The 25,412-nt window shown below is 64.0% G+C and carries 18 protein-coding genes, 1 tRNA gene and 5 pseudogenes; 17 read left to right on the top strand and 7 right to left on the bottom strand.

All coding sequences use genetic code 11. From position 1 onward, the window contains the following. The first annotated feature begins 7 nt into the window (after positions 1-7). Positions 8-790, top strand: coding sequence for a sulfite exporter TauE/SafE family protein (locus ACVWZM_RS23720; RefSeq protein ID WP_456855095.1), 783 nt, complete (start codon positions 8-10; stop codon positions 788-790). A gap of 35 nt (positions 791-825) precedes the next feature. Beyond that, complete coding sequence (locus ACVWZM_RS23715) at positions 826-1,272, top strand: DUF1801 domain-containing protein (protein WP_057019512.1); 447 nt, start codon at positions 826-828, stop codon at positions 1,270-1,272. Positions 1,273-1,490: 218 nt separating this feature from the next. On the opposite strand, the pseudogene ACVWZM_RS23710 reads toward ACVWZM_RS23715, so the two are convergent. Next, a pseudogene (locus tag ACVWZM_RS23710) lies at positions 1,491-3,693 on the bottom strand (putative bifunctional diguanylate cyclase/phosphodiesterase). A gap of 353 nt (positions 3,694-4,046) precedes the next feature. Then, entirely contained in the window at positions 4,047-4,484 is a 438-nt protein-coding gene (locus tag ACVWZM_RS23705) for a L,D-transpeptidase (protein WP_225163662.1), read from the bottom strand. Positions 4,485-4,679: 195 nt separating this feature from the next. Between ACVWZM_RS23705 and mepA the strand changes: the two genes are divergently transcribed. The 6 genes from mepA (at position 4,680) to ACVWZM_RS23675 (ending at position 10,134) form a co-directional block, all read left to right on the top strand. After that, positions 4,680-5,642 carry a penicillin-insensitive murein endopeptidase gene (gene mepA, locus ACVWZM_RS23700; protein WP_456855093.1) on the top strand — a complete coding sequence of 321 codons (963 nt, stop codon included), beginning with the start codon at positions 4,680-4,682 and terminating at the stop codon, positions 5,640-5,642. Positions 5,643-5,773: 131 nt separating this feature from the next. Beyond that, entirely contained in the window at positions 5,774-6,283 is a 510-nt protein-coding gene (locus tag ACVWZM_RS23695) for a hypothetical protein (protein WP_168858345.1), read from the top strand. A 205-nt stretch (positions 6,284-6,488) separates the two neighbouring features. Next, positions 6,489-7,274, top strand: a complete 786-nt coding sequence (modA, locus tag ACVWZM_RS23690) for a molybdate ABC transporter substrate-binding protein (protein WP_456856763.1) — start codon at positions 6,489-6,491, stop codon at positions 7,272-7,274. Between the two features lie 2 nt (positions 7,275-7,276). Then, positions 7,277-7,972, top strand: coding sequence for a molybdate ABC transporter permease subunit (gene modB, locus ACVWZM_RS23685; protein ID WP_092122814.1), 696 nt, complete (start codon positions 7,277-7,279; stop codon positions 7,970-7,972). A gap of 103 nt (positions 7,973-8,075) precedes the next feature. Continuing rightward, the gene (modC, locus tag ACVWZM_RS23680; protein ID WP_057019517.1) at positions 8,076-8,747 is read left to right on the top strand and encodes a molybdenum ABC transporter ATP-binding protein; all 672 of its coding nucleotides are present in this window, start codon (positions 8,076-8,078) and stop codon (positions 8,745-8,747) included. 94 nt (positions 8,748-8,841) lie between these two features. Then, entirely contained in the window at positions 8,842-10,134 is a 1,293-nt protein-coding gene (locus ACVWZM_RS23675) for a hypothetical protein (protein WP_456855092.1), read from the top strand. Between the two features lie 9 nt (positions 10,135-10,143). Here the strand turns inward: ACVWZM_RS23675 and ACVWZM_RS23670 are convergent, their stop codons facing one another. Next, positions 10,144-11,937, bottom strand: a complete 1,794-nt coding sequence (locus ACVWZM_RS23670) for a potassium/proton antiporter (protein ID WP_057019518.1) — start codon at positions 11,935-11,937, stop codon at positions 10,144-10,146. 221 nt (positions 11,938-12,158) lie between these two features. On the opposite strand from ACVWZM_RS23670, the gene ACVWZM_RS23665 reads away from it, so the two are divergent. Both ACVWZM_RS23665 and map read left to right on the top strand, forming a co-directional pair. Next, positions 12,159-13,475: a mechanosensitive ion channel family protein gene (locus ACVWZM_RS23665; protein ID WP_057019519.1), complete on the top strand. Its 1,317-nt coding sequence runs from the start codon at positions 12,159-12,161 to the stop codon at positions 13,473-13,475. 167 nt (positions 13,476-13,642) lie between these two features. Beyond that, positions 13,643-14,467, top strand: a complete 825-nt coding sequence (map, locus tag ACVWZM_RS23660) for a type I methionyl aminopeptidase (RefSeq protein WP_016844429.1) — start codon at positions 13,643-13,645, stop codon at positions 14,465-14,467. A 25-nt stretch (positions 14,468-14,492) separates the two neighbouring features. Here the strand turns inward: map and ACVWZM_RS23655 are convergent, their stop codons facing one another. Further along, a complete protein-coding gene (locus ACVWZM_RS23655) occupies positions 14,493-15,212 on the bottom strand; it encodes a DNA-3-methyladenine glycosylase I (RefSeq protein WP_057019520.1) in 720 nt (239 codons plus the stop codon). A 124-nt stretch (positions 15,213-15,336) separates the two neighbouring features. Here ACVWZM_RS23655 and ACVWZM_RS23650 point away from each other — a divergent pair, with 124 nt between their 5' ends. The 4 genes and pseudogenes from ACVWZM_RS23650 to ACVWZM_RS23635 all read left to right on the top strand — a co-directional run. Next, positions 15,337-15,948: a JAB domain-containing protein gene (locus ACVWZM_RS23650; RefSeq protein ID WP_456855091.1), complete on the top strand. Its 612-nt coding sequence runs from the start codon at positions 15,337-15,339 to the stop codon at positions 15,946-15,948. 146 nt (positions 15,949-16,094) lie between these two features. Then, on the top strand, positions 16,095-17,369 hold the full coding sequence (locus ACVWZM_RS23645; RefSeq protein WP_456855090.1) for a tyrosine-type recombinase/integrase: 1,275 nt from the start codon (positions 16,095-16,097) through the stop codon (positions 17,367-17,369). A gap of 719 nt (positions 17,370-18,088) precedes the next feature. Beyond that, complete coding sequence (locus ACVWZM_RS23640) at positions 18,089-19,210, top strand: AAA family ATPase (protein ID WP_456855088.1); 1,122 nt, start codon at positions 18,089-18,091, stop codon at positions 19,208-19,210. A 3-nt stretch (positions 19,211-19,213) separates the two neighbouring features. Next, positions 19,214-20,572 (top strand): annotated as a pseudogene (locus ACVWZM_RS23635) (S8 family serine peptidase); the annotation flags it as partial. Between the two features lie 69 nt (positions 20,573-20,641). On the opposite strand, the pseudogene ACVWZM_RS23630 reads toward ACVWZM_RS23635, so the two are convergent. Continuing rightward, positions 20,642-21,498 (bottom strand): annotated as a pseudogene (locus ACVWZM_RS23630) (tyrosine-type recombinase/integrase); the annotation flags it as partial. 492 nt (positions 21,499-21,990) lie between these two features. On the opposite strand from ACVWZM_RS23630, the gene ACVWZM_RS23625 reads away from it, so the two are divergent. After that, positions 21,991-22,067, top strand: a tRNA-His gene (locus ACVWZM_RS23625). A gap of 1,359 nt (positions 22,068-23,426) precedes the next feature. Next, positions 23,427-23,687 (top strand): hypothetical protein, encoded by a 261-nt coding sequence (locus ACVWZM_RS23620; protein ID WP_225649136.1) that lies wholly within the window; start codon positions 23,427-23,429, stop codon positions 23,685-23,687. A 316-nt stretch (positions 23,688-24,003) separates the two neighbouring features. Here ACVWZM_RS23620 and ACVWZM_RS23615 read toward each other — a convergent pair whose 3' ends face one another. After that, positions 24,004-24,183, bottom strand: coding sequence for a hypothetical protein (locus ACVWZM_RS23615; RefSeq protein ID WP_225649137.1), 180 nt, complete (start codon positions 24,181-24,183; stop codon positions 24,004-24,006). 353 nt (positions 24,184-24,536) lie between these two features. Here ACVWZM_RS23615 and ACVWZM_RS23610 point away from each other — a divergent pair. Then, positions 24,537-24,716 (top strand): annotated as a pseudogene (locus tag ACVWZM_RS23610) (IS481 family transposase); the annotation flags it as partial. A 266-nt stretch (positions 24,717-24,982) separates the two neighbouring features. Here ACVWZM_RS23610 and ACVWZM_RS23605 read toward each other — a convergent pair. Continuing rightward, positions 24,983-25,378: pseudogene (locus ACVWZM_RS23605) on the bottom strand (reverse transcriptase domain-containing protein); the annotation flags it as partial. Positions 25,379-25,412: the final 34 nt, after the last annotated feature.

The following is a 25,412-nucleotide window of genomic DNA, read 5'->3' as shown; positions in this document are numbered from 1 at the left end:
GGATGCGGTGATCGTCCACGACCTCCTCGCCGGCATCGGCACGGGCCTCGCCGGCGGTCTGACCGCCGGGCTGCTCGGCGTCAGCCCCGGCGGCGGACTGGTCGTGTTCTCGGTGCTACTGCTCGGCGCCGGCCAACATGTCGCGCAAGGCATCTCGCTGGTCGCGCAGGTGCCGCCGACCAACCTCACCGGGATCCGGCGCTATTGGCAGAGCGGCAACCGCACGCCATTGCGCTGGATCGCGCTGCTGACAGTCGGCTTTGTCGCCGGCGGCGCGGCCGGCGCACTCGCCGCCAACCATGTCGCCGAGCCCGCGCTGCGCTGGACCTATATGGCCTATCTCGTCGTGCTCGACGCGATGCTGATCCTGCGCGGCGGACGCGACGAGGCGAAGCACGACGACAAAGTCACCGCGCGCGAAATATCCTGGCCGGCGCTGCTCATTGTCGGGCTGCTGGCGGGCCTGTCGTCGGGCTTTCTCGGCATCGGCGGCGGACTGGCGACCGTGGTGGGCTTAAGCGCCGTGCTCGGGGTGCCGCAGCATCAGGCGCAGATGGCCAGCCTCGTGATGTCGCTGATCCCGACCACGATCCCCTCGGCTTGGATCTATTGGAGCGAGGGCTCGCTGGCGTCCTGGCCGGTGCTGGCGGGCGTGATCGTCGGCCTGCTGGCCGGCACCGATCTCGGCGCCCGCGCCGCCAACCGCATCGACCGCGCGCGGTTACGCAGCGCGATGATCGTCTTCGTCTCGCTGATGGCGGTCTATATGACCTTCAAGGCGCTGTGGTAGATAGATATAGGTACGTCCTCCTCACGGAGCCCATTATGCGCAAGCCGGCAGCATCGACCAGCAAGGCGGCGCGACGGCCGCACGCCAAACCGGCAGCTGCGCTGTTCGACACGTACCCTGCCCCGGTCAGAGCCAAGCTGCTGGCGCTGCGGCGGCTGATCTTCGAGACCGCGAAGGCAACCAAGGGCGTCGGCGCGCTGGAAGAGACATTGAAGTGGGGCCAGCCGAGCTACCTCACGCCGGAGACCGGCAGCGGCAGCACGGTCCGGATTGATCAGGTGAAGCCGGCTGCCGACCAGGTCGCGGTCTACTTCCACTGCCAGACCAATCTGGTCGAGACCTTCCGCGAACTCTATCCCGAGCTCAGCTACAGCGGCAACCGCGCCATCCTGCTCGATGTCGCGGGCAAGCTGCCGGAGCCCGCGCTGCGCCACTGCGTGGCGCTGGCGCTGACTTATCATCTCAACAAGAAAGAATCGTAGGGCGTGAAGGCGACGGCGGTACGCTCCCTCTCCCCGTTCTTACGGGGAGAGGGTTGGGGTGAGGGGCCGTCTCCGCACATTCGGTAATAGCTGCGTTCGCGGAGAATCCCCTCACCCGGAACGCATCTAACGATGCGTTCCGACCTCTCCCCGCACGCGGGGCGAGGTAAGGGGAGCCCGACGCTCGATCGAGGTAACATCTCTGCCTCTAGGCTCCACTACGCCACCAGCGCCGTCGCGACGCGCTGCGCCTTCAGCAGGCTGATGACCTCGGCGTTCGGCCGCGCGCGGCTGAACAGAAAGCCCTGGCCCTCGTGGCAGCCTTCGGCGCGCAGGCGGCTCAACTCCGCTTCGGTCTCGACGCCCTCGGCGGTGATGGTGACGCCGAGCCCGATGCCGAGGCTGACGATCGAGCGCACGATCGCCTGCGCGTCCGGGTTCGCACCGAGGTCGCGCACGAACGACTGGTCGATCTTGATCTTGTCGAACGGGAAGCTGCGCAGATAGCTGAGGCTCGAATAGCCGGTGCCGAAATCGTCCATCGACATCCGAACCCCGAGCGCGCGGAGCGCATGCAGCGTCGCCAGCACCTGGCTGCTCTTCTCAAGCAGCAGCGTCTCGGTGATCTCGAGCTCGAGCCGCCGCGCCGGCAGGCCGGATTGCCGCAGCGCGTCGGTGACCAGCGCCAGCAGATTGCCGGTACGGAATTGCAGCGGCGACAGATTGACCGCGACGCGCACGTCATCCGGCCATTGCGCCGCGTCCATGCAGGCGCGATGCAGCATCAGCGCGCCCAGCGGATTGATCAGCCCGGTCTCCTCGGCCACCGGGATGAACTCGCCCGGCGAGATCATGCCGCGCTCCGGGATGCGGCCAGCGCACCAGCGCCTCGAAGCCGGTGATGTGCCCGGTCGCAAGATCGACCAGCGGCTGGTAATAGGGCCGCAGGCCTTCGTTCTGGATCGCATCGCGTAGGTCGATCTCGATCTTGCGGCGGCTCTGGGCACGCGCGTCCATCTCCGCCTCGAAGAAGGAGAAGGTGCCGCGGAATTCGCTCTTGGCGCGCGACAAGGCCATGTCGGCGCTCTTCAGGAGCTTTTCGGAATCCTCGCCGTCGCCGGGCGACATCGCGATCCCGATGCTGGCGCCGATCACCACCGAGTGCCCCTCGAGCAGATAGGGCTCGCCGATCGCGTCCAAAATCCGCCGCGCCAGTAACACCGCGTCCTCGGGCCGCATCACGCCGCCCTGCACGATGGTGAACTCATCGGAGTTGAGACGGGCCAGCGCATCTTCCTCGCGCAGCGTCGAACGCAGGCGCTTGGCGACCGCGCGCAGCAGCTTGTCGCCGATGCCGTGGCCGAGCGTTTCGTTGACCGCCTTGAAATTGTCGAGACCCAGCATCAGCACCGCGACCTTGTCGGTGGAGCGGCGGGTGTGCTGCAGCATCTCGTCCATCTGCTGGCGCAGCAGATTGCGGTTGGGCAGGCCGGTCAGGCTGTCGTGCTGGGCCATGAAGGCGAGCCGCGCCTCGGCGCGCTTGCGTTCCGTGATGTCCATCAGCGCGAGCAGCATCGCCGGCTGGTCGCCATGCATCAGCTGGCGCGAATAGATCGCAAGGTCGATCAGCGTACCGTCGGCGCGTACATGCTTCCAGGTCCGCGCCGCCTGCTCGTCGCTGCTGCGGCCTGCCGCCCAAGGCAGCTCGGCATCGAACGCCTGCAGGCTCCTGATCGTCATCCGCTCGAATTCGGCGCGGACATAGCCGTAATGCGCGATCGCGGCGTCGTTGACCGCGAGGATCCGCTCGCCGTCGAGCGCGCACAGGATCATCGGCACCGGATTGCCGTCGAACAGCAGGCGGAACGACGCCTCGCGCTGCTTCAGTTCGGTGATGTCGACGCGCAGGCCGACGATGCCGCCATCTGCGGTCAGCCGCTCCTCGATCAACACCACGCGGCCGTCGGCCAGCACCTGCTCGTGCCGCTCGCCGGGCTGGTACATCTTCCTGAGCCGTTCGGCGATCCACTCTTCCTCGCGGCCGGCAGCCTCGGGATAGTCGCCGCGCGCGACGCCGATGCGGATGGTGTCTTCGAGGCGCGCACCGTGCTCGAACAGGTCGGAGCTGCGCTTGTAGATTTCCGAGTATTTCTTGTTCCAGAGTGTGTAGCGGCCTTCCGGATCCAGGAACACGATGCCCTGCGGCAGGATGTCGATCGCCTCACGCAGCCGCGCGTTGGATTTGCGCGCCTCGGCGATCGCGGCTTCGGCCTGCGCGCGCTGGCGCACCAGTTCGCCGATCTCGACCGCGGGGCGGCGCGATCTGCCCGACACTTTCGGCATCGGTGTGGGACGACGGCCCCGAGGACGGGACAGTTTGGCCTGGTTCGGTTTCTTGGTCTTTTTCTTCGGCCGCATCATCGGTATCGCACGCCCCACGCGCATTCCAGTTCGGCGATATATCTGCGATAAGTCTCTGAAAAATTGGTATCTCTTGGCGAGTAGCTGCGCTGCCTGAGAAACCCTTGCATGCCTGCTTTGCAGGCGAATTCACGCCGGGCGCGAGTTTGCTCCCGGCGCGCCGGCGGCGCACGGCACAGATTCGCAGCGTGGAAGCGCCGGCGCTTGGTGAAGGAAGCGTAAACCGGCGCGCGATTGCACAATGAATGCGCCGAAGACGCTTCAAGCGCATCAATGTTCGTCAGCGTGCGGCAGGGTTATCGCGCGGTTAAAGCGCGGTGCGCCTCAGCCTTCGGATTTTGCCGGATCATACCTTAGTTGGTGATTTCGATGCGCGTGCCGCCTCGGCCGTTGCGCTCGACCAGCCCATAGAGCATTGCGGCGTGCGAGGGATGCAGGCGCACGCAGCCATGCGAGGCCGGCCCGCCAAGGCGCGTGAGTTCGTATGTTCCATGGATGGCAAAGCCGCGGTGGAAGAAGATCGAGTGCGGCATCGGCGAGTTATAGTACTTCTTCGAGTACCAGCGGCGCGCCAGCATCTGCGGACGGAACACCCCACTCGGCGTGCCATAGCCGCGGCGGCCGGTCGACACCGGCCAGTTGTAGCGTCTCGCGCCATCGACGCTGACCGCCATGCGCTGCGATGATTTATCGATGTGAACGACGACGTCGGCCCGCGCCGGCGAGAGCGCCAAAATCGGCGCGGCAATCGCGGCGGCAAACGCCAGCCGTACGCACGATACGCTCGTCACAATAACGCCTACCCTGAAATTATTGCGGACATGATGTCGCCCACAACGTGCGCTTGTAAAGTGGCGTGGCTCACATCGGAGCCTGGAAGCCGCAGGTAATCTTAATCCACCCTGTGGGCGATCAAGCGAATGGGATGAAAGCGCGGTCCGCCTGCTCCGAATCCATGCTAGCCTTGCGCCGACAGAGTGATCCGAATGACACCCCGCCTGCGTTTGTTCCCACTCCTGATCTTAGCCCTCGTCGCCTGCACCATCTCCGCGCGGGCGCAGGACAGGGGCTCGCTCAATCCACAGCCGCTGCCGCCGCTCGCCAACCCCAATGATCCAAAGATCGGGGCGAAGCAGCTGTTCGCGCGCAAGGTGCTGCCGGCGGCGTTGCCGACCCGGTCGATCGGCGGCTACACCAAGGGTTGTCTCGCCGGCGCCGCGCAGATGCCGCTCAACGGCGACACCTGGCAGGTGATGCGCCTGTCGCGCAACCGCTACTGGGGTCACCCGAACATGATCGCGCTGCTGAAGCGGCTGGCGGCCAACGCACACAAGGATGCCGGCTGGCCGGGCATCCTGGTCGGCGATATCGGCCAGCCGCGCGGCGGCCCCGCGCTCTCCGGTCATGCCAGCCACCAGATCGGACTCGACGCCGACATCTGGCTGACGCCGATGCCCGATCGCAAATTGTCGCGCGAGGACCGCGAGGAGATGTCGGCGGTGATGATGGTGCGCGACGACCGGCTCGACATCGATCCGCGCGTCTTCACGCCGGGCCACGTACTCGTTATCCGCGACGCGGCGCGGGAGCCGGCGGTGCAGCGCATCTTCGTCAATCCCGCGATCAAGAAGGCGCTGTGCCGCGAGGCCACGGGCGATCGCGGCTGGCTGTCGAAGATCCGGCCGTGGTGGGGCCACGACTACCACTTCCACATTCGCATGCGATGTCCGTCCGGCAGCCCGGCCTGCGAGAGCCAGAAGGCGCAGGCGGAGGGCGAAGGCTGCAAGCCGTCCGATCTCGCCTTCTGGTTCAAGGATTCGGTGCTGCATCCGAAGCCTCCGCCGAAGCCGCCGAAACCCCGCCCGCCGATGACGCTTGCGCAGATGCCGGCTGACTGCAGGACGGTGCTGAACGCCCCCGACGCCAAACAGCAGCTGCCAGGGCAATAACATCTTTGTCAGGCGGCTATGCCGGCCGGCTCGAACTGCGATATGATCTCGTGCCGTCGCGCCGTAAGCGCGTTCGGGCGATGGATCGGGGCGGCTGATCTATTCTATCCGTCATCATGAATGGACCAGACATGCGCAAATCGCTCCTCGCCGCATCGCTCGTACTCGTCTCGACCTCCGCTTTCGCGGCGGAGGAGCCGAGCGGCTGTGACAAGTTCAAATGGTCGATCGAGCGCGCACGCGCCGCGCTGACCGCGTCCGATCGCGCCAAGGTCGTATCAGGGAGCGAGCAGACGGCGCTGCCGGCGACCGCGATCACGCTGGCGCTGGTGGCCCCCGGCGACGCCAAATTGCCGACTCCGCCGGAGCGCGCGCCGAAGGAGGGCACCTTCGCCGGCTTCACCAGCTTCAAGGCCGCGCCGAAGGCCGGGCTCTATACCGTCAGCCTGTCGGCCGGAGCCTGGGTCGACCTAGTGCAGGACGGGCATTTCCTGAAGCCAAAGGCGTTCAGCGGCGCGACCGATTGCGACGGTATCCGCAAGACCGTGAAATATGACCTCGCCGCCAGTCCCTTCGTGCTGCAGGTCAGCGGCTCAAAAGAGAACTCGCTATCGATCGCGATCCAGCCGGCGGACGAATAGGACGAGCGGTTAGACAAACGGTCGCCTTTACCGTAAGCCTCAGCCTGCTATGTTTGCAGCGCGATATCCCTGAGGACCGTAAGTCCATCGGGGACCAGCGGAACAGCGCTTCCGTCCGTCGCAGGCCAGACCCCACTCAACGCCTGATTTGCGCGCCCGTTCGCGCGTGAACCCGCACGGAGCGCTTTCCATGTCACGACTTTCAATTTCAAGGCTTGCCGGACTTTTCACCGCCTTCGTCATCCTGCTCGGTGCGATGCATTCGCCCGCGAGCGCCGAGGACAAGACGCTCACCATCTTTGCCGCCGCCTCGATGAAGAACGCGCTCGACGACATCGACGCGGCCTATACCGCCACGAGCGGCGTCAAGATCAGCGCCAGCTATGCCGCGAGTTCGGCATTGGCAAAACAGATCGAGCAGGGCGCGCCAGCCGACGTGTTCGTCTCCGCCGACACCGACTGGATGGACTATGCGATCAAGCAGAAGAACATCAATGAGCAGACGCGGGTGAACCTGCTCGGCAACTCGATCGTGCTGATCGCGCCGAAGGATTCCAAGCTCGACAACGTCAACATCGGACCCGGCTTCGATCTCGCCAAGCTCGCCGGCGACGGCAGGATCGCGACCGGCGACGTCAAGGCGGTGCCGGTCGGCAAATACGCCAGGGCCGCGCTGGAGAAGCTCGGCGCCTGGCAGGCGGCGGAGCCGAAATTCGCGATGGCCGAGAGCGTGCGCGCCGCGCTGACGCTGGTGGCGCGCGGCGAAGCCGTGCTCGGCATCGTCTATTCGACCGACGCCAAGGTCGAGCCAGGCGTCAAGATCGTCGGCACCTTCCCGGCCGACACCCATCCGGCCATCATCTATCCGGTCGCAGCAACCACGACCGCGAAACCGGAGACCGCCGAGTACCTGGCCTTCCTGCGCTCGTCCGCGGCGAAGACGATCCTCGAGAAATACGGCTTCAAGTTCCTGATCAGCCCGACGATCTAAGCGTGTTTGAGATCTCGCCGACCGAATGGACGGCGATCCTGCTGTCGCTGCGGGTCGCCGTCATCGCAACACTGGTGGCGACCCCGTTCGGGGTAGCGCTCGCCTGGCTGCTGGCGCGGCGCGATTTCTGGGGCAAGTCGCTGCTCGATGCCGCCGTGCATCTGCCGCTGGTGCTGCCGCCCGTCGTCACCGGCTATTTGCTGCTGTTGACCTTCGGCAAGCGCGGCCTGGTCGGCGGCTGGCTGGCCGACCATCTCGGCATCGTGTTCGCATTCCGCTGGACCGGCGCGGCGCTCGCCTGCGGCGTGATGTCGTTTCCGCTCCTGGTGCGGCCGATCCGTCTCTCGATCGAAGCGGTCGACCGCCGCCTCGAGCAGGCGGCCGAGACGCTCGGCGCCGCGCCGTGGCGGGTGTTCGCAACCGTGACGCTGCCGCTGGCGCTGCCCGGCGTGCTGGCCGGCATGGTACTCGGTTTTGCCAAGGCGATCGGCGAGTTCGGCGCGACCATCACCTTCGTCTCCAACATTCCCGGCGAGACCCAGACCATTTCGTCGGCGATCTATTCGCTGATCCAAACGCCGGATGGCGACACCGCCGCGGCGCGGCTCGTGATCATCTCGATCGTGCTCGCGGTCGGCGCACTGGTCGCGGCTGAAGTGTTCGCGCGTCGCGCCACCGCGCGCCTGCATGGGCAATAGAGCATGATCCGGAAAAGTGTGAAGCGGTTTTCCGAAGAGGCCATGCTCAAACAAGGAGCTAAAGCGCGATGACGATTCAACTCAATCTCATCGCGCTTTAGCCATGCTGCGCGTCGACATCACCAAGCAGCTCGGCGAGTTCTCGCTTGCAGCCTCGTTCACCAGCGAGGGCCGCGTCACCGGTCTGTTCGGCGCGTCCGGCTCCGGCAAGACCTCGCTGATCAACACCATCGCGGGACTGTTGCGTCCCGACCGCGGCACCATCGTGATCGACGGCGAGACCGTCGACGATACCGCGACCGGCATCCACGTCCCGAGCTGGCGCCGCCGCATCGGTTACGTGTTCCAGGACGCGCGGCTGTTTCCGCATCTCGATGTCCGCCAGAACCTCGACTACGGCCGCCGCATGAACGGCCTCACCGAAGATCCCGCCCAACACCGGCGCGTCGTCGACCTGCTCGACATCGGCGCCCTGCTCGACCGCCGTCCCGGAAAGCTCTCCGGCGGCGAGCGCCAGCGCGTCGCGCTCGGCCGGGCGCTGCTGTCCAAGCCGCGGCTGCTGCTGCTCGACGAGCCGCTGGGGGCGCTCGACGAAAGCCGCAAGCTCGAGATCCTGCCCTATCTGGTGCGGCTGCGCGACGAAGCCGGCATCCCGATGGTCTATGTCAGCCACGACGCGGCCGAGCTGCGCCAGCTCGCCACCCAGATCGTGATGCTGCGCGGCGGCCAGGTGACCGCGTTCGGCGGTGTCAAGGTGCTGACGGCGGGCGCCTAGCTGGCCGTTTTTCCGAAAGTCGGCATAAGATAGCCTATCTTGTCTGCCAGGCCCGCGTCGGGACGTCCGATCGGGCATAGGGAAGGGTGTATTTGTGCGACTGACTGGCTGGGTGTTGCTGCTGATCGGCGGGCTGCTGTGCGCCACGATTTCGTGGGCCGCGCTCGGCTTCCTGCTGATGGGCGTCGGCCTGATCGCGCTGCAGGTCGACGAGCGGCGCCGGCGTCCGGCCGATGCCGCCGTGCCGGCCGGCGCCTCGGGATTTACCCCGCCGCGCCTCAGCGACGGGCTGCAGCCGCCGACCCTCGATCCGATCGCAGGCCAGGATACCGGGCAGCGTCAGTCGCGCCGGGTGGCCTGGCCCGACAAGAAGGGGGACGCAGCCTACGGCCGGGAGACTTACGACCGCGAGGCCTGGCGCCGGCTTGTCGACAGCGATCCTGATCTCGCCCAGATCGCCAATGTGCTCGCCGATTACGGCCCGCAATATGTCGACGAGCTGGCAGCGAGCTATCTGGCCGCCCCCGACAAGGGCCGCCTGGCGGCGATTGTCGACGGCATCATCGCGCGCGCCGGGGACGGTCAGCCGATCCCGCCGCCGCCCGCACCAGTCGAAGCATCTCGGCCGCCGCCGCTGCCGCCCCCGCCGCAGCCAAAGCCGGTGATCATCCCTGCCGCCAAGCCGGCGGCTTCGCCAAGCAATCGCGCAAACGCGCTCGAAGCGTCCCTGCTCGCCACGGTCGAGGAGGCTTCCGCCAAGATGGCCGCCGAACGCGCGGGTCTCTTCAAGCCTGCCAAGGAGCCCGGAAGGGAGCCGGGCAAGGCCACCGACAGCCGACCGCAGGCGGCGAGCCAGCGGGAACCGCTGTTCGGTCGCGCCACCCGGGACGCGAAGCCCGCCGGGCCGCCGCCGGTGCCGGTCACACCGCCGCCGATGCCGGCTACACCGCCGCCCATGCCGGCCGACACGCCCGCCGCTCTCGAAGCATCGTTGATCGCCGCCGTCAGCGAGGCTGCCGCCCGGCGGGCGGACGCCCCCAAGGATGCGTTCAAGGATGCGTCCAAGCCGGCACCGGAGTCAGCGCCGCCGGCGCGGCGCGAGCCCGAAATCCGTGCAGTCGCGCCCACTCCACCGACGCCACCTCCGCCGGCTCCCGCTGCGCCCGCCACGACGCCAGCTGCGACGACACCACCTGCGAAGACAGCGGCCGACAATCTCGACGAGACGCTGCTCGCGGCGCTGGCCGAGATTTCCGGCCAGAAAATCAAGGGCGAGACCAAGCCGGACGCGGCGTCCAAGGGCCCATCCGGTCCGCCGGCCGACGACGGGCTATCCGACATGATCAGGAAGTTCGCGCCGGATTCGAGCTTCCTGCGCAAGACGTAACGGCGCGCCTCAGACCCCCGCCACCGACGCCCAGATATCGGCGAGCTTGCGCTTGACGATCTGCATCCGCGTTTGCGGCGCGACCTTCTCCTCTTCCTCCGGCAGGCGCAGGCCGACGACGTTAACGCGGCCACCGCTGATGCTGCGCGCCACCAGCACGATCTCGTCGAGCGCCAGTTCGGCCCCTTCCTTCGGCGCGCGGTCGAGATTGACGTCGAAATAGTCGGCGAGCGTCAGCTTGGCCTGGTGCTCGTCGACCTTGACGCCGTAGATCTCGGCGAGTTCGCCGAGCGTATGCTCCGCCGACACCATGAAGTCGCCGAGCAGATGCGGATCGGGCGCGCTCGACGGCGCCATGTCGACGAAGAAGCGGTCGAGCGCCTCGGCGCGCTCCGGCGGCGCCAGCAGGTAGATGTAGTCGCCGGGCGCGACCGGATCGGCCTCGGTCGGCGTCAGGATCCGCTCGTCGCGGATCACCAGCGTCGGCTTCGACCAGGACGGGATCAGCCCGCGGCGGAAGTACAGGCTCTTCGGCCGCACCGGATAGCCGACCAGCTGCTGCTCGAGCTGGCCGGGCAAATCGAGCTCGACGCGGCGCGGGCCGCGTTCGGCGCGCGGCAGCGCGACGTGCAGCCGCCGTGCCGCCGGCGCCAGTGTCCAGCCCTGCAACAGCAGCGAGATGATGACGACGACGAAGGCGACGTCGAAATAGAGATAGGCCTTCGACAGGCCGACCAGCATCGGGATCGAGGCGAGGAAGATCGCGACCGCGCCGCGCAGGCCGGTCCAGGCGATGAAGACCTTCTCCCGCCAGTTGAACTTGAACGGTGCGAGGCAGATCAACACCGCCAACGGCCGCGCCACCAGCATCAGCGCGAACGCCACCAGCACGGCGCCGCCGGCGCTGGAGAGCAGGCGATGCGGCGAGACCAGGAGGCCGAGCAGCACGAACATCACGATCTGCGCCAGCCAGGTCGCGGCGTCGAGGAACGTCACCACCGAATTATGCGCGCGGGTCGGCCGGTTGCCGATGATGATACCGGCGAGATACACCGCGAGAAATCCCGAGGCATGCACGATCTGCGAGCCGCCGAAGATCACCAGTGCCGCGGTGGTGACGAACGGCGCATGCAGGCCCTGCGGCAGCGCTACATAGTTCAGCGCGATAACCACCAGCCGGCCGCCGATCACCCCGATGATGGCGCCGAACACCGCCTCCTGGATGAACTCCAGCGCGATGTGCGAGGCCGAGCTCTGGCCGATCGAGATGAACTCGACCAGCATCAAGGTGAGGAAGATCGCGAACGGATCGTTGGTGCCGGATTCCGCCTCCAGCGTCGCGCCGACGCGTGGGCGTAGCCGCAGACCCTGGGTGTGCACCAGCAGGAACACGGCAGCCGCGTCGGTCGAGGCCACGACGGCGCCGACCAGCAATGACTCGGTCCAGTTGAGGTCGAGCACGAAACGGGCGACCGGCGCTGTGATCAGCGCGGTCAACAGCACGCCGGCGGTCGCCAGCACCATCGAGGGCACCAGCACGGTGCGGATGCTGGCAAACCGCGTCTTCAATCCGCCGTCGAACAGGATCAGCGCCAGCGCCACCGAGCCGACCAGATAGGTGGTGCGGACGTCGTCGAACTGCAGCCGGCCGGGGCCGGAATCGCCCGCCAGCATGCCGACCAGCAAGAACACCAGCAGCAAGGGAGCGCCGAACCGCAAGGCCAGCAGGCTCGACAGGATGCCGGCCATCACCAGCACCGCACCGAGCAGGATCGCTATACTGACGGAGTCGAGGGATGCCATGCGCCTTCGGAGGTCTCAAATACTTGCAATTGCATCCTTATCGTCGCCACACTGGGACGCCAACCGATTTCTGACATAAGCGGCAATGTGCCCGGTCTCATCAGCCCTAGGTCGCCCCGACACTGTGTTGTATCGATGGTCGCGTGTGCGCCTTTGTGGGATTCTCGCGGGGCATTCGAATCACATTTGGCTGACCCGCGCTTCGAGTTGAGATTTTGCCGATGGACATGAACTGGAAGGACGTCCTCGAATCGATCCAAATGGCGGCGCGCTCGGTCGGCGCCGAGGTCGCCTCGCCCTGGTTCTATCTGCAATTCGGCATCATCCTCGCCGCCGCCGGCCTCGCCTACGCCGCCGACACCGCCATTCATGCGCGGGTCGACATGTCGTCGCTGGCGATGCGCTGGCCGCTGCCGCTCCGGCACTTCGCCCGCGTGATGGTGAAGAGCGCTTCCACCGCCGTGTTCGCGGTCCTGATGATCATCTCCCGCATCGTGATGTGGCACGCGACCTGGCCGAGCCGCAGCTATCTGATCGCGGTCTCCGCCAAGCTGGCGCTCGCCTGGCTGGTGATCCGCCTCGTCACCTCGGTGATCGACAACGCCTTCATCGTGAAAACAGTCTCGATCGCGGCATGGGTGGTCGCCGCCCTCAGCATCATCGGCCAGCTCGATTGGGCGGCCGACACGCTGGATGCATATGCGGTCGTGGTCGGCGGCCTCCGCCTTTCGCCGCTGCTGCTGATCAAGGCCGGCGCGCTCCTGATCGTGGCGCTGTGGCTGACCAACCTCGCCGGCAATTTCGCCGAGAGCCGGATCAACCGCGCCACCGATCTGACGCCGTCGATCCAGGTGCTGCTGGTCAAGATCATCCGCATCGGATTGATGGTGACGGCGATCGTGATCGCGCTCGGCGCGGTCGGCATCAACCTCTCGGCGCTTGCGGTGTTCACCGGCGCGGCCGGCGTCGGCATCGGTCTCGGCCTGCAGAAGATCGTCGCCAATTTCATCAGCGGCCTGATCCTGTTGGTCGACAAATCGGTGAAGCCCGGCGACCTCGTCACGATCGGCGACAATTCGGGCCGGATCAGCGCGATGAAGACCCGCTACATCTCGGTCGCCGCCGGCGACGGCCGCGAGTTCCTGATCCCGAACGAGGACCTGGTGACGCAGAAGGTCACCAACTGGACCTATACCGACAAGAACACGCTGGTGAAGATCGCCTTCTCCACCAACTACGACGCCAATCCGCGGCAGGTCTGCAAGCTCGCGATCACGACCGCGGCGGCCCATCCGCGCGCCACCAAGGGCCGGACGCCGAACTGCATCCTGACCGAGTTCGCCGAGGCCGGGATGAAATTCTCCCTGACCTTCTGGATCGCCGACCCCGACGGCATGGACAATGTGAAGAGCGACGTCATGCTGTCGCTGTGGGACGCCTTCAAGCAGGAGGGGATCAGGGTGCCCTACCCGGTGCGGGAACTCCGCATCCGCGGCGGCGCGCTGCCGGTCGAGAGCGTGGTCGAGGTGTCCAATTAGCGCTTGAGCGCGGTCTTTTCGCCGCAGCGGTGGTCGCTGTTCCGGATATGGCCTGAAAATCAAGCCGTTTGGGCATGTCCCCATGCCCAACCTTGGCTTGCGCCGGGCGCGCCGATCATTAAATTAGGGCCTGAAATCAGCCCCTTGCCCGCAGAAACAGCCCGCCCATGAGCTATATCGACGCCACCGACACCTCGCTTCGCAAGACCGGTCAGATCAAGCTGCACGGACCGAGCGGCTTTGCCGGCATGCGCAAGGCGGGCGCCCTGGTGTCGAAATGCCTCGATGCGCTCACCGACATCGTCAAGCCGGGCATCCCGACTTCGGTCATCGACGAGTTCGTTCGCAAGTTCGCCTTCGACCACGGCGCCTATCCGGCGACGCTGATGTATCGCGGCTATCGCTACTCGACCTGCACCTCGATCAATCACGTGGTCTGCCACGGCATGCCGGGCGACCGGCCGCTGAAGGAAGGCGACATCGTCAATGTCGACGTCACCTTCATCGTCGACGGCTGGTACGGCGACTCCAGCCGCATGTATGCGATCGGCGCCATCGCGCGGAAGGCCGAGCGGCTGATCGAGGTGACCTATGAGGCGATGATGCGCGGCATCGCCGCGGTGAAGCCGGGCGCCACCACCGGCGATATCGGCCATGCCATCCAGAGCTATGTTGAACCGCAGGGCATGAGCGTGGTGCGCGACTTCTGCGGCCACGGCCTCGGCCGCCTGTTCCACGACGAGCCGAACATCATCCATATCGGCCGCCCCGGCGAAGGCGCACCGCTGAAGCCCGGCATGTTCTTCACCATCGAGCCGATGATCAATCTCGGCAAGCCGCATGTGAAGATCCTGTCCGACGGCTGGACGGCGGTGACCCGCGACCGTTCGCTGTCGGCGCAGTTCGAGCACTCGGTCGGCGTCACCGCTGACGGCGTCGAGATCTTCACGCTGTCCGAGCGCCATGGCGAGAAGCCGTGGGTCCAGGTCTAATCGGGTTCAGCTGTAACCGTCCTCGTCAATAATCGCTCCGCGTGCGCTCGATGATCTCCTCGGGCGTATGGTTCTCTCCGATCGACATCGCGCAGATCCGCGACAGATGCAGATAGGACAGTCCGGTCTCCTCCGCCCAGGCGTTGAACTGCGCCTGCACCTTGGCGAGATCGCGCTTCGACTTGACCTCCTCGGCGATATCGAGGCCGGCATCGCGCAGGCAGGCGACGACGTCGCGCGAGGTGACGAAGCCGTCCCAACCGAGGAAGCGCAGCAGCATCTGTCCGGTGTTGCCGCCGAGCCGGCTGCCGCGCTTGGCCAATAGCTCCAGCAGTCCAACCTCATCCGATGACGGCCAGGCGCTAAGGAATTTGCCGAAGCTGCCATGCTCGCGCGCGATCTCCTGCACGAAGCGGCCGTTGTCGCGCACCGACATGATCTTGGCGCCGTTGCGCACGATCCTGGCGTCGCTGACGAGCTTCTCCCAGAATTCGTCGGGCTTGAAGGCGAGCTTGGCGGGCTGAAAGCCGAGGAACGCCTCCTCGAAGCCCGGCCATTTGGCGTCGATCACGCTCCAGGCAAAGCCCGCGCAGAACACGCGCCTGGTCATCTCGGCCAGCACGCGGTCGTCGCTGAGCTTTGCCAGCGCCTTGGCGCCCGCCGGCGGCCGCAGCAGTTTCTCCAGCGCCTTCGGCCCGCCCTTGCGCTTCTCCGCGCGCGAGCGGATCACCTTGAATGATGTCACGCCGCCCTCCCCCTCTTGCTCTCGAACCGTTGCCGCCGACGGTAATTCGCCCGAAGCATCGTGGCAAACCCGGCAGTTGCATCGGCTCTTGCAAATCGCCGCGAGCACGGCATGGTTGTAGCCGATGCCCGCCAAAGCCAGTGACAGCCCCGATCAGCCCGACGAGACGCCACATTATCACGGCCATCGCGAACGGCTGCGCGAGCGCTTCTATGCGGCCGGTCCCGACGCGCTGACCGACTATGAGCTGCTGGAAATGGCGCTGTTCGCCGCGATCCCGCGCCGCGACACCAAGCCGTTGGCCAAGGCGCTGTTGAAGAAGTTCGGCTCGTTCGCCGAGGTGGTGCATGCGCCGGTGGCGCGGCTGCGCGAGGTCGAGGGCGTCAAGGATGCCTCGATCAACCAGATCAAGCTGCTCGCCGCCGCCGCCGGCCGGATCGCCAAGGGCGAGATCAGGCGCAACGTCGCGCTGTCGTCCTGGAACGACGTCATCGACTATTGCCGCACCGGCATGGCGTTCGCCGACAAGGAGCAGTTCCGCCTCCTGTTCCTCGATAAGCGCAACCAGCTGATCGCCGACGAGGTGCAGCAGACCGGCACCGTCGATCACACCCCGGTCTATCCGCGCGAGGTGATCAAGCGCGCGCTGGAATTGTCCGCCACCGCGCTGATCCTGGTGCACAACCATCCCACTCGATGGTTCTTGATAACGCTCGATCACGCTCAGACCCCTTAAATCATAGGATTTTCTGGCTTGTCGTGCCGCCGGATAGCGTGGCATATTGGGGGCTGTTTCTAGGGGGATCCGCTGCCGTTGCGACCCCAGTCGCCGCCCCCTGCTATCCGCCTAGCGACCCCACTTGAGACCCGATTGGAGAGCCAGTGCCAAGCCTTACTGACGGAGAAATACGTCGCGCTCTTAAAGAAGTGGAGCAGACTGGCAAACAGGGAAGCCTCGTCGATGGTGAGGGACACGGCACCGGTCGTCTTGTTCTAGTCATGAAGCCCATGCCCACCCGTGTCACGGCTGACTGGATGGTTCAACAGTGGCGGGATGGGAAACGCGTCAAAAAGAAGCTCGGATCGTATCCTTCCCTATCGCTCAGCAAGGCGCGGGATGTTTTTACGCGCGACTTCGCCGACATGATCCAGAAGGGCCGCAGCATCAAGATTGCCGGCGACACTCGCCCGGGCACGGTGGCCGATCTCTTCGAGGCGTATGTTGCGTACTTAAAAGCATCCGGAAAATCGTCTTGGAAGGAAGCAGAGAAAGGCCTCAACAAAATCGCGGATACTCTTGGCCGAAATCGCCCGGCTAGGGAGATCGAGCCGGAGGAAATCACGGATCTGATCCGACCGATCTATGACCGAGGCAAACGCTCGATGGCGGACCATGTTCGAAGCTACATTCGATCTGCATATAGCTGGGGCATAAAATCGGAGCACGATTACCGGAGCACGGCGCAACGGCGTTTTCGGCTCGCATACAATCCCGCTGCTGGCATCCCCACTGAGCCCAAGAAAGTCGGAACGCGCTGGCTCGATCAAGAAGAATTCGTGCGTCTTTACCGTTGGCTCGAATGCCCTGACGCGCCAGTGCATCCGCCCTACACGCGTGCAGTGCGCATACTTATGCTCACCGGGCAGCGAGTTGAGGAAATCGCTCGTCTGCATGTCAACCAATGGGACGCCAAGGAGCAGATCATTGACTGGTCCAAGACCAAGAACGGTAAGCCGCACGCTATTCCTGTCCCTGAGATCGCGGCAGAGTTGATTGAGTCTATCAAGCCGAATTCGCACGGCTGGTTTTTCCCCTCTGCGACAGATCCAACCAAGCCCGTCAGCCATGGCACGCTCTACTCCTTCATGTGGCGGCAACGCGAACGCGAGGTGATCCCCGTCGTGACCAATAGGGATTTGCGCAGAACTTGGAAGACACTGGCTGGACAGGCTGGCCTATCCAAAGAAATTCGCGATCGGCTGCAGAACCACACGCTCCAAGATGTCAGTTCGAAAAGCTACGATCGTTGGAATTATATGCCGGAGAAACGGGCCGCCATGAAGAAATGGAACGCCTTTGCGCGCGCATTACTGGGCAGGAAGCGCCCAAAAAGAACACGCGCATTGCGCTACGATCTCGCCGGAGAAGCGGCTTGACTGTGAGTGGCAGTCGCCGATGTCAATCATAAAACGGAAGAAGCTCTGATTGTCTACACAAGCCCGAGCGCTGCCTCTCCGAAGGCATGTGCCGGGCAAAGTGTCGGTGGACGGGTTGGTGCCCAGGGAGGGAAACATACGCAACCACCGACACGAAGAACCGCTGTTTATCCTCAGTATGGTGGCGTAAGTCCTTTGCGGTGCGGAGGTTCGCTGCATCACGAAACCCTTTCTTTCTGCGCATACATCCGGTTCGCCCTCGCCGAGAGCGGGCGGGTCTGGGTCGGTGTGGCTTCGCGGCTGGCCGGGTTGCGAACGGGTTGGTTCTGAAGGGAGCTGCGCCGGGCGCGGCCCCGCCGATCCAACAGAAGACGCGCCGTAGGGAGGGAGGGCGGCGCCCTCCCTGAGCCTGCCTCGATTTGAAAGGCGCGACCGGTGCTGCTCACCCCACATGACCTTGCGCAAGGGATCGTCACCGGTGGGCCGAGACTCAGAATGGAGGCTCGGGGCGAAGCCTAGCTAGAGCCCGGTCTCTCCGGGCTCAGGCGGAGAGATGCGACCTGAAAACGGCACCGGCTGGCCGAATATTCGCGGCATTCCTGTCTAAACGCGGGTAACGCCAAAGCCTCGCAGATGGACTAGTTCTTACAATGCACTTGAAAATTAGTCCACATATGCTATTTTGATTCTGACGAATAAATATAGGGTTCCGCTTCGATATGGCCGACAAGAACGCAATAGAAGAAGAAATAGTCCAAATCGCACGGCTCGCGCTCAGCGGGAGGCCTCAGGATGTGCAGACGTATATTCGTCGACTGGCCCGGCGGTATCAGGAGGAGCTGCCGACCATAGCAGATCAATTGACCGGCCTTTTGCAGGAAGCGCCCACCCGCCAGTCGCCTCTCCGGCGCGAGGCCACCGCGCCAGTGCCGGTTGACCTCGAATCTCGCCTTCAATTGCTTCGAATCGAAGAGACGCCTGCCCTCGACGTCGAACCGATCTGGGAACCCGGAGTCGAGCGCTCGCTCAATCAGATCATTTCTGAACGTCAGCGTAGCGATGAGCTGTCCAAGCAGGGCCTCTCGCCGACGCGCTCGATCATCTTTACGGGCCCCCCCGGCGTCGGGAAAACGCTTGCGGCGCGATGGGTGGCCCGCGAGCTGCATCGGCCTCTCCTCACCCTCGATCTCTCTGCTGTCATGAGCAGTTTTTTGGGCCGGACCGGCGCCAATGTCCGTCACGTTCTGGATTACGCAAAAAGCGTCAACGGCGTACTTTTACTCGACGAGCTCGATTCGATAGCGAAGCGGCGTGACGACTCGACCGACGTTGGCGAGCTGAAGCGGCTTGTGACTGTTTTGCTGCAGGAAATTGACGATTGGCCGGCTACCGGCCTGCTCATCGCCGCGACGAACCATGCCGATCTGCTAGACCCTGCAGTCTGGCGGCGCTTCGAAATGCGCATTGAATTCCCCATGCCGACCGAGGGTGCGGTCCGCCAGGCCGTCGATACATTCCTCGGGCCCAGTAAAGCGCAGGGATCCTGGAAAGGAGTCTTGGCGGTCATGCTACGCGGACTCTCATTCAGTGACATCGAACGGGAAGTCATGCTTGCACGGCGGGCTGCCGTTACGCGCGATGTCCCGCTGGAAGACGCCCTGGAGCAGGTCGTCCAAAACCGGGTCGAACCATTGCCGCGCAAGGACCGCGGGCAAATAGCCCTTTGGCTGATAGAGGCAGGTATTTCGCAGCGCCAAGTCCACGAGTTAACGGGCGTAAGCCGCGACACCATCCGGAAGAAAACCAGACCCGGCGGCGCCCCGGAGCAGGACGAGGAATAGATCATGGCCGAGCGCGGGAATCTTCTGATCGGATATGGCGAACGGCTCGCCTCGGACATGGCGGCGCCCATTGCAGGCGCGCCGAAGAAGCACCCATACAGCTTTACCGAGGCCCGCAGGCGTCTCGCGCCAAAAATATCCGAGACGGCCAGCGAACTGGATGATCTTCCGGACGAAGTCTGCCCGCAGGATCAGGCGGTCGCGCTTGTAACGCTGCACCCGACATATCTGGCCAAGTCATATTATCCCGCGAAGCTGCTTGAGGCATATGGACTGGAGACCATCGGTAGCCGCGCCCGCGAGGTCTCGCCGGAAAAATGGACAAAGAAAAAGCCGCCGGAGGCGGCCGTCACCTCGGAGCTTTTCGTGGCGGGTTCCAGGCCGCACTTCCGCGCTCTCGCTCAAAGGATCGAGCATCTAAGCGAGGCCGACGCTGGCGCCGGTGATCTCATCAAAATTGAAGACTTCCGCGCCCAGCCGCCCGAGGAAAAGCTTAAGCCCTTGCGGTCACGCGAGAAGGAGCCGTTGCTTGAAGTCGTGCTGCATGCGCAGCCGATCAGACAGGATGCGTATATTCTGGACGGATTTGAGGCTTATCTCGATACGCTCGGCATACAGCTCGATCTGGATAAGCGGCGCTTCTTCGCCGAGGGCCTTTGCTTCCTTCCCTTGCGAGTGCCGCGCGAAGTCGCGGCGGAGGTGGTGAAATATTCGTTTCTGCGTTTGGCAAGGGAGATGCCGCGTTTGCGGCAATTTCGGCCCGTAACGCGGGCTACCCCCGGCTTCGCGCCGTTCGCCTGCCAGTTGCCTACCGATGGTCCGATTGACCGCGATCTGCGCGTTGCCGTGTTCGACGGCGGCGTGAGGAAGGACGCCAATCTTGACACCTGGGTTAACCGGAAAAAAACGAAAAATATTGGCGACGCGGTGCCCGAATTTCAAAACCACGGGACTGCTGTTACGTCCGCCCTGTTGTTCGGGCCATTGCAGGACGGCGTTACCGCGGAACGCCCCTACGCGAGCGTCGATCACTATAGAGTGCTCGATGCCGATACCCTGAAAGACGATCAGGGCGAACTGTACAGCGTGCTCGAACGCATTCAGGAAGTCCTGGAGTCCAGACCCAAATACGATTTTATCAATCTCAGCCTGGGCCCCGATCTTCCGATTGAAGACAACGACGTCCACGCCTGGACCGCCGTTCTCGATCAGCTGTTTTCGGATGGACTGACGTTGCCGGCGATTGCCGTTGGCAACAGCGGCGAATCCGACTGGACCTCTGGCAACGCCCGAATCCAGACCCCTGCCGATTGCGTGAATGGGCTTTCAATCGGCGGCTGCGACCGGGTGGGCGCGGGCTGGAAGCGCGCGCCATATAGCTCGATAGGTCCGGGCCGCAGTCCCGGAATCATGAAGCCTGACGGCGTTGCCCTCCTTGAGCTTCAGCGTGATATGCTCCAGCGGGCTCATGACCTCGCTGATCGTCTTGGTGGCGACGCGGGTATAGAGCGCGGTGGTGTCGAGCTTGGCGTGGCCGAGCAGCACCTGGATGACGCGGACGTCGATGTTCTGCTCAAGCAGGTGGGTGGCGAAGCTGTGCCGCAAGGTGTGCAGCGAGACGCGCTTGTTGATCTCCGCCATCTGGGCAGCGGCGTGGCAGGCACGGTTGAGCTAGCGTGTGGTAATTGGCTGGGCCGGGTCACGGCCAGGGAACAGCCAGCCTTGCGGCCGAGCCATCTTCCACCAGGCCCGTAGCAGCGCGAGCAGGCTGGGCGACAGCATGACATTGCGGTCCTTGCCGCCCTTGCCCTGCTCGGCGCGGATGATCATCCGCTTGCTGTCGATATCGGAGACCTTGAGCGAGACGACCTCGTTGGCACGCAGCCCGGCACCGTAGGCCGCGCTCAGCGCCGCCTTGTATTTGAGCCCCGGTGCGGCATCGAGCAGCCGTGCCACTTCCTCCACGCTCAGTACCACCGGCAGCTTGCGCGGCTCGTGAATGACATGGGTATGCTCGACGATCTCGTGGCGCTTGAGTGTGACCCGAAAGAAGAACCGCAGCGTCGAGACGGTCTGGTTGATGGTCGGCGCGCCAACGCCGCTTGCCGTCAGATGTAGCTTTAGCGGCGCACGTCCTCGAAGGTCGCCGTATCCGGTGATCGCCCGAGAAATGCGGCGAAGTTCTTGACCCTTTGCACGTAGTCATGTTGGGTCTTCGGGGCCAACTTGCGGATCGTCATGTCTTCGATCATGCGCCGGCGCAACGGGCTCATTGCCTCGTCGGTCATGGGGATGCTCCTGTCTTGAGTGAGGTTGTCGAACCCCTCGATCTCAAGACAGGACGCCCCGTTGCGCTATCGTCTTGGCCGTGCCGCCAGCCGCGGCGTCCTACCGCGCGAGCGGTTTAGTCCTCTGGCCCATCTGCGACCTCGCGCAACATCCGTCGCTGTGCCGCTCTTCGATAACAAGCGGACATCGGCTGAGTCAGAACTGCCGCCTTTTCCTCTCGCAGTGTGCCTCTCCCCACTTCGCGTCAGCTTCGAACTTCTTGCACTTAGCAACAGGTCGGGTCCTTCCGGTGCCGTCTGGAGGCGGGCGAGATCAGCGCGTCATACTGATCCGGAGGCAACTCCGTTCTCAGCCGCTCCTCGAGGCGATATCCGCGAGTGGTCGAGACGCCAATCGAACGGCTCGCCGGCGCTGAGAACAGCCCGGAAAGACGGGCAGCCTTGTAGCGGTCGTAAGTTGATGCGGCTGGCTCGATTGCAGTTTCCATTTTCCCCTGCGGTAGCTTAGAGGCCCAAAGCGATCGGCTGTGGACCGGTGATCGCCAGTTCGAATCTGGCCCCCGGGACCAAATACGGGAGTATCGTCTAGTGGTAAGGCACCGGCTTCCAACACCGGTTACGTGGGTTCGATTCCTACCGCTCCTGCCAATTGACAGTGAATTCGACGGCAGCCGTGATGGCGGCGCCGGTCGAGCCTTTGCGGCCGTTTTCTCGAGCCAAAACGGATGACCTCGAACGGGGACTTCAAAAACTGGCCTCGGACTGCCTCAAAAAGGAAGAACCGTTTACAGCATTCAAGACGTTCCGGAAGCGGGCGATTGCTCTTTTCGGAGACGCGGCGAGACCGCTATTGGACCGAACCTTTGCCCGGGCGCAGCGAAATGCACTTAAAGGCTCGGCGCGTTACCCAGGCCCGACACGTAAACCGAAAGGCTCGGGTTGACGATCCGGGACGCGCGCCACGATGAGGGCTTAGATGACCCCGCGCTCAACGGCCACGCGACGCGCCCCAACTTCGCGAAAGTGGCGTGCGGCCCGAATTGCTCTCTCATCGTCTCGGGCAGGATCAGCGAGCAACCGCTGGAGACGCGTCCAGCGCCATTCCTCGATGCGTTTGAGCCGTGACAGCATCGCCGGCCGCCCTTCAACGCTGATCAGCATTTCCCTCGTCACCCGTCCGCCCTCGTGAGATTGCGATCCTAGCCCAACCTGCGGCGCGGAGGAAAGGAAAGAGGTTCCCGAAATGACTGGCGCGCGGCGGGACCTCGCTTTCAGCCGCGTACGGCGGCGTCATTAGCCGTACACGTCCGATCCCGTTCAACCGGGTCAGGTTGACGACATGCGCGTTCGGAAGCCGCACGAGTAGTTAGCTGGCGTGCTGTGATAGCGCGCAATTTGCTTCCCCTCCTCTTTCTGATCTTTTGGCACGCGGGTTGCTGAGCCATGCATGGCTTGGTCTCTTACTGACTGACCTCGTGAAGGCCAAGCCTCGCATCGCAACTCGCACGGTCGGCGGCGGCCCCCGCCGTCCGTGCGCACGGCGCGATGATCAGCCGAGCGCGTGGCATCATGATCGTCTGGCACGCGAGTTGCTCAGAGACGTACACGGGCTTGGCTACTTATGCATTCGCGCCCCCCTGCGAGCCGTCAAGCCTGCTAGCGCGGGCAGTTCCGCCAAACACCCGCGCTTCTCTTCTGTCGTGCCGTGGGTCTCACGGCGAAGCACTGTGGAGATCATGGCATGACACGGGAAGAGGCTTTGAAGAACGCCATAGTGGCAGTCAAACAGTACTCTCGGGGAAAGATCACAAAGAGCGCCGTACTTGCCGCGGTTGAGAAGCTTCAAGCCACTAGGCCGTCACTTAGGCCGCCGCCTCGAAAACGGAAGCTCTCTTTGATAGATCAGAACTGAGATGGCAGCAGGATGGATGGTTTCGGTCGGCGTCGTCAAAGACGGCAAGGTTCGATATGTAACTTATGCCGTCGCTATGGCTGATCAGGCGGAAGCCGTGAAAGCCTCATTGGCTGCCAGCGCCGGTGACGCAACGATCGTGAATTCCGAACTCAGCGAAGCCGATTTGAAGGGCCTTGGGCTGAAGGCTGGCGAGCTTGTGCCCATATACGATGATCGCAACGATCCGCTGATGTCGCGCACGTGGCGACCTATCCGACCGCGCGGCACAAATTAGCGGGCAGCCGCCGGGATCAATGTCACTTGGTCGGAAAGAGCAGTGGCCCATATCAGAAGGTCCCATAAAGTCAGACCTCGCACGTAAGGTCCGCCGTATGGCTCGGCAGTGTCCCCCATAAGCTCGAAGCTTTGTGGGCCGGTTTGTCGGACCTTCTCTAGGCATCGGTGCCCGTTGCGCTCGAAAACTCTCATGGCAATCATGCTTCGCACCTCGATCGTTCGGATTGTCCACTCTATCAGTTCGGAGTGATTCGACCAAAAACGAGAGGCCGGCGCAGTGGCCGGCCCCGTCAAACTTCAATGACTTGATGTGCTCAGCGGAAGTACGTCGTGGTCACTTCGATATCCGATTCAAGGGGCTGACGGTTGTTCAAGTGAGCGTCCACAATCCGGCGCGCAACCAACTGCGTAACGATATCGCCGAGATCGCGAGCCGCCGTGAGAACCGTCCAGACCTCAGCAAGTAGCGCTTGGCGCTCTGGCGTGATGGACATGTCCCTGCCCTCCTCAAGCCGAAACGACACGGATAGGAGCCCCGGATATCGTCGCCTCGTATTCACCAATGAACCGGCCATCTATTGACGCTCCTATGTGCTTTTCGATGTACTGAACGAGGCGGGCGCGAACCGCCTCAATGAACTCAGCTGCTGTCACCCGAATGATCTCATTGCTCTGCATGGGGTGCCCTCAGCCCAGGTACGCAGCGATGTTTTGGAAGGCTTTGCCGAGCGTTCCGCCGACGCTGGAGACGATGGCAACGATCGCGAGAGCGATGCCGGCCGCGAGCATGTCTGGTCCCGGAGTGTGGGGGAATCAGCCAAACTGGTCCTTCATTCCGGGAGGACCTATGGGCCAGATGCTCCATGGCAGCGCCACGACCACGCACGCGATCCGAGCGGCAATACAGCGATCGAAGGCTCCGCTCAAAGAGCTAGCCGCCCAGCACGGGCTCAACCAAAAGACGGTCGCCAAGTGGCGTAAGCGCACCCTTGTCCACGATGCGCCGATGGGGCCAAAGACCGTGCGCTAAGGCGCTCCCTGGCGCATTCGGCTGACCGATGAACTCAAGGCGCACTTCAACGGCGAAACGGCCGACGACTTTCTGCCGATGCGCGAGGCGATGCGGGCGCTCGGGGTGTCGCGCCAAACCGTCTTGCAGCGAGTCAAGCGCGGCGAACTCGAAGCCGTGCACGTTGTACGCGGGAAGCAAAAAGGACTCCGCATCAAGGTCTTAGCCCCGCAATCCAGCCTTTTTGACCAACCTGCATGAACCCGGGGGTATTATGAAGCCACGTCCAAAAAGCTCTTGATGTCGAGATCTACGACCCAGTCGTGCTGCCAGCACCGCTTACGCACCTGCTCTATGGCCTGATGGGCCGACTTTCCGGGCCTGTAGCCGTAGGAGTCCGGATCAAACTCTCCATCCAACTCCGGCTCCAGACACCGTTTGACCACCATCTGGGCGATACGGTCCGCGACCGTCGGTATGCCAAGAGGACGAACCCCACCGCCGGTCTTAGGAATCTCGACCCGCCGCACTGGTGGCGGGAAGTAACTTCCTGACGCCAACCGATTCCACAGCCGGTAGAGGTGGTTCTCAAGATCGCCGGCAAAGTCCTCTAGACTCTGGCCATCGACGCCCGCCGCCTTTCCCTTCTTCTTCACAAGCTTATAAGCCTCCCACACCATCCGCTTGGTGATGGGCAATGGTTTGCCGAAGTTC

It is taken from the genome of Bradyrhizobium sp. USDA 4501 (assembly GCF_054062115.1).
The sequence above is the reverse complement of the archived record's forward strand: the minus strand, read 5'-3'. Positions and strand labels throughout refer to the sequence as shown.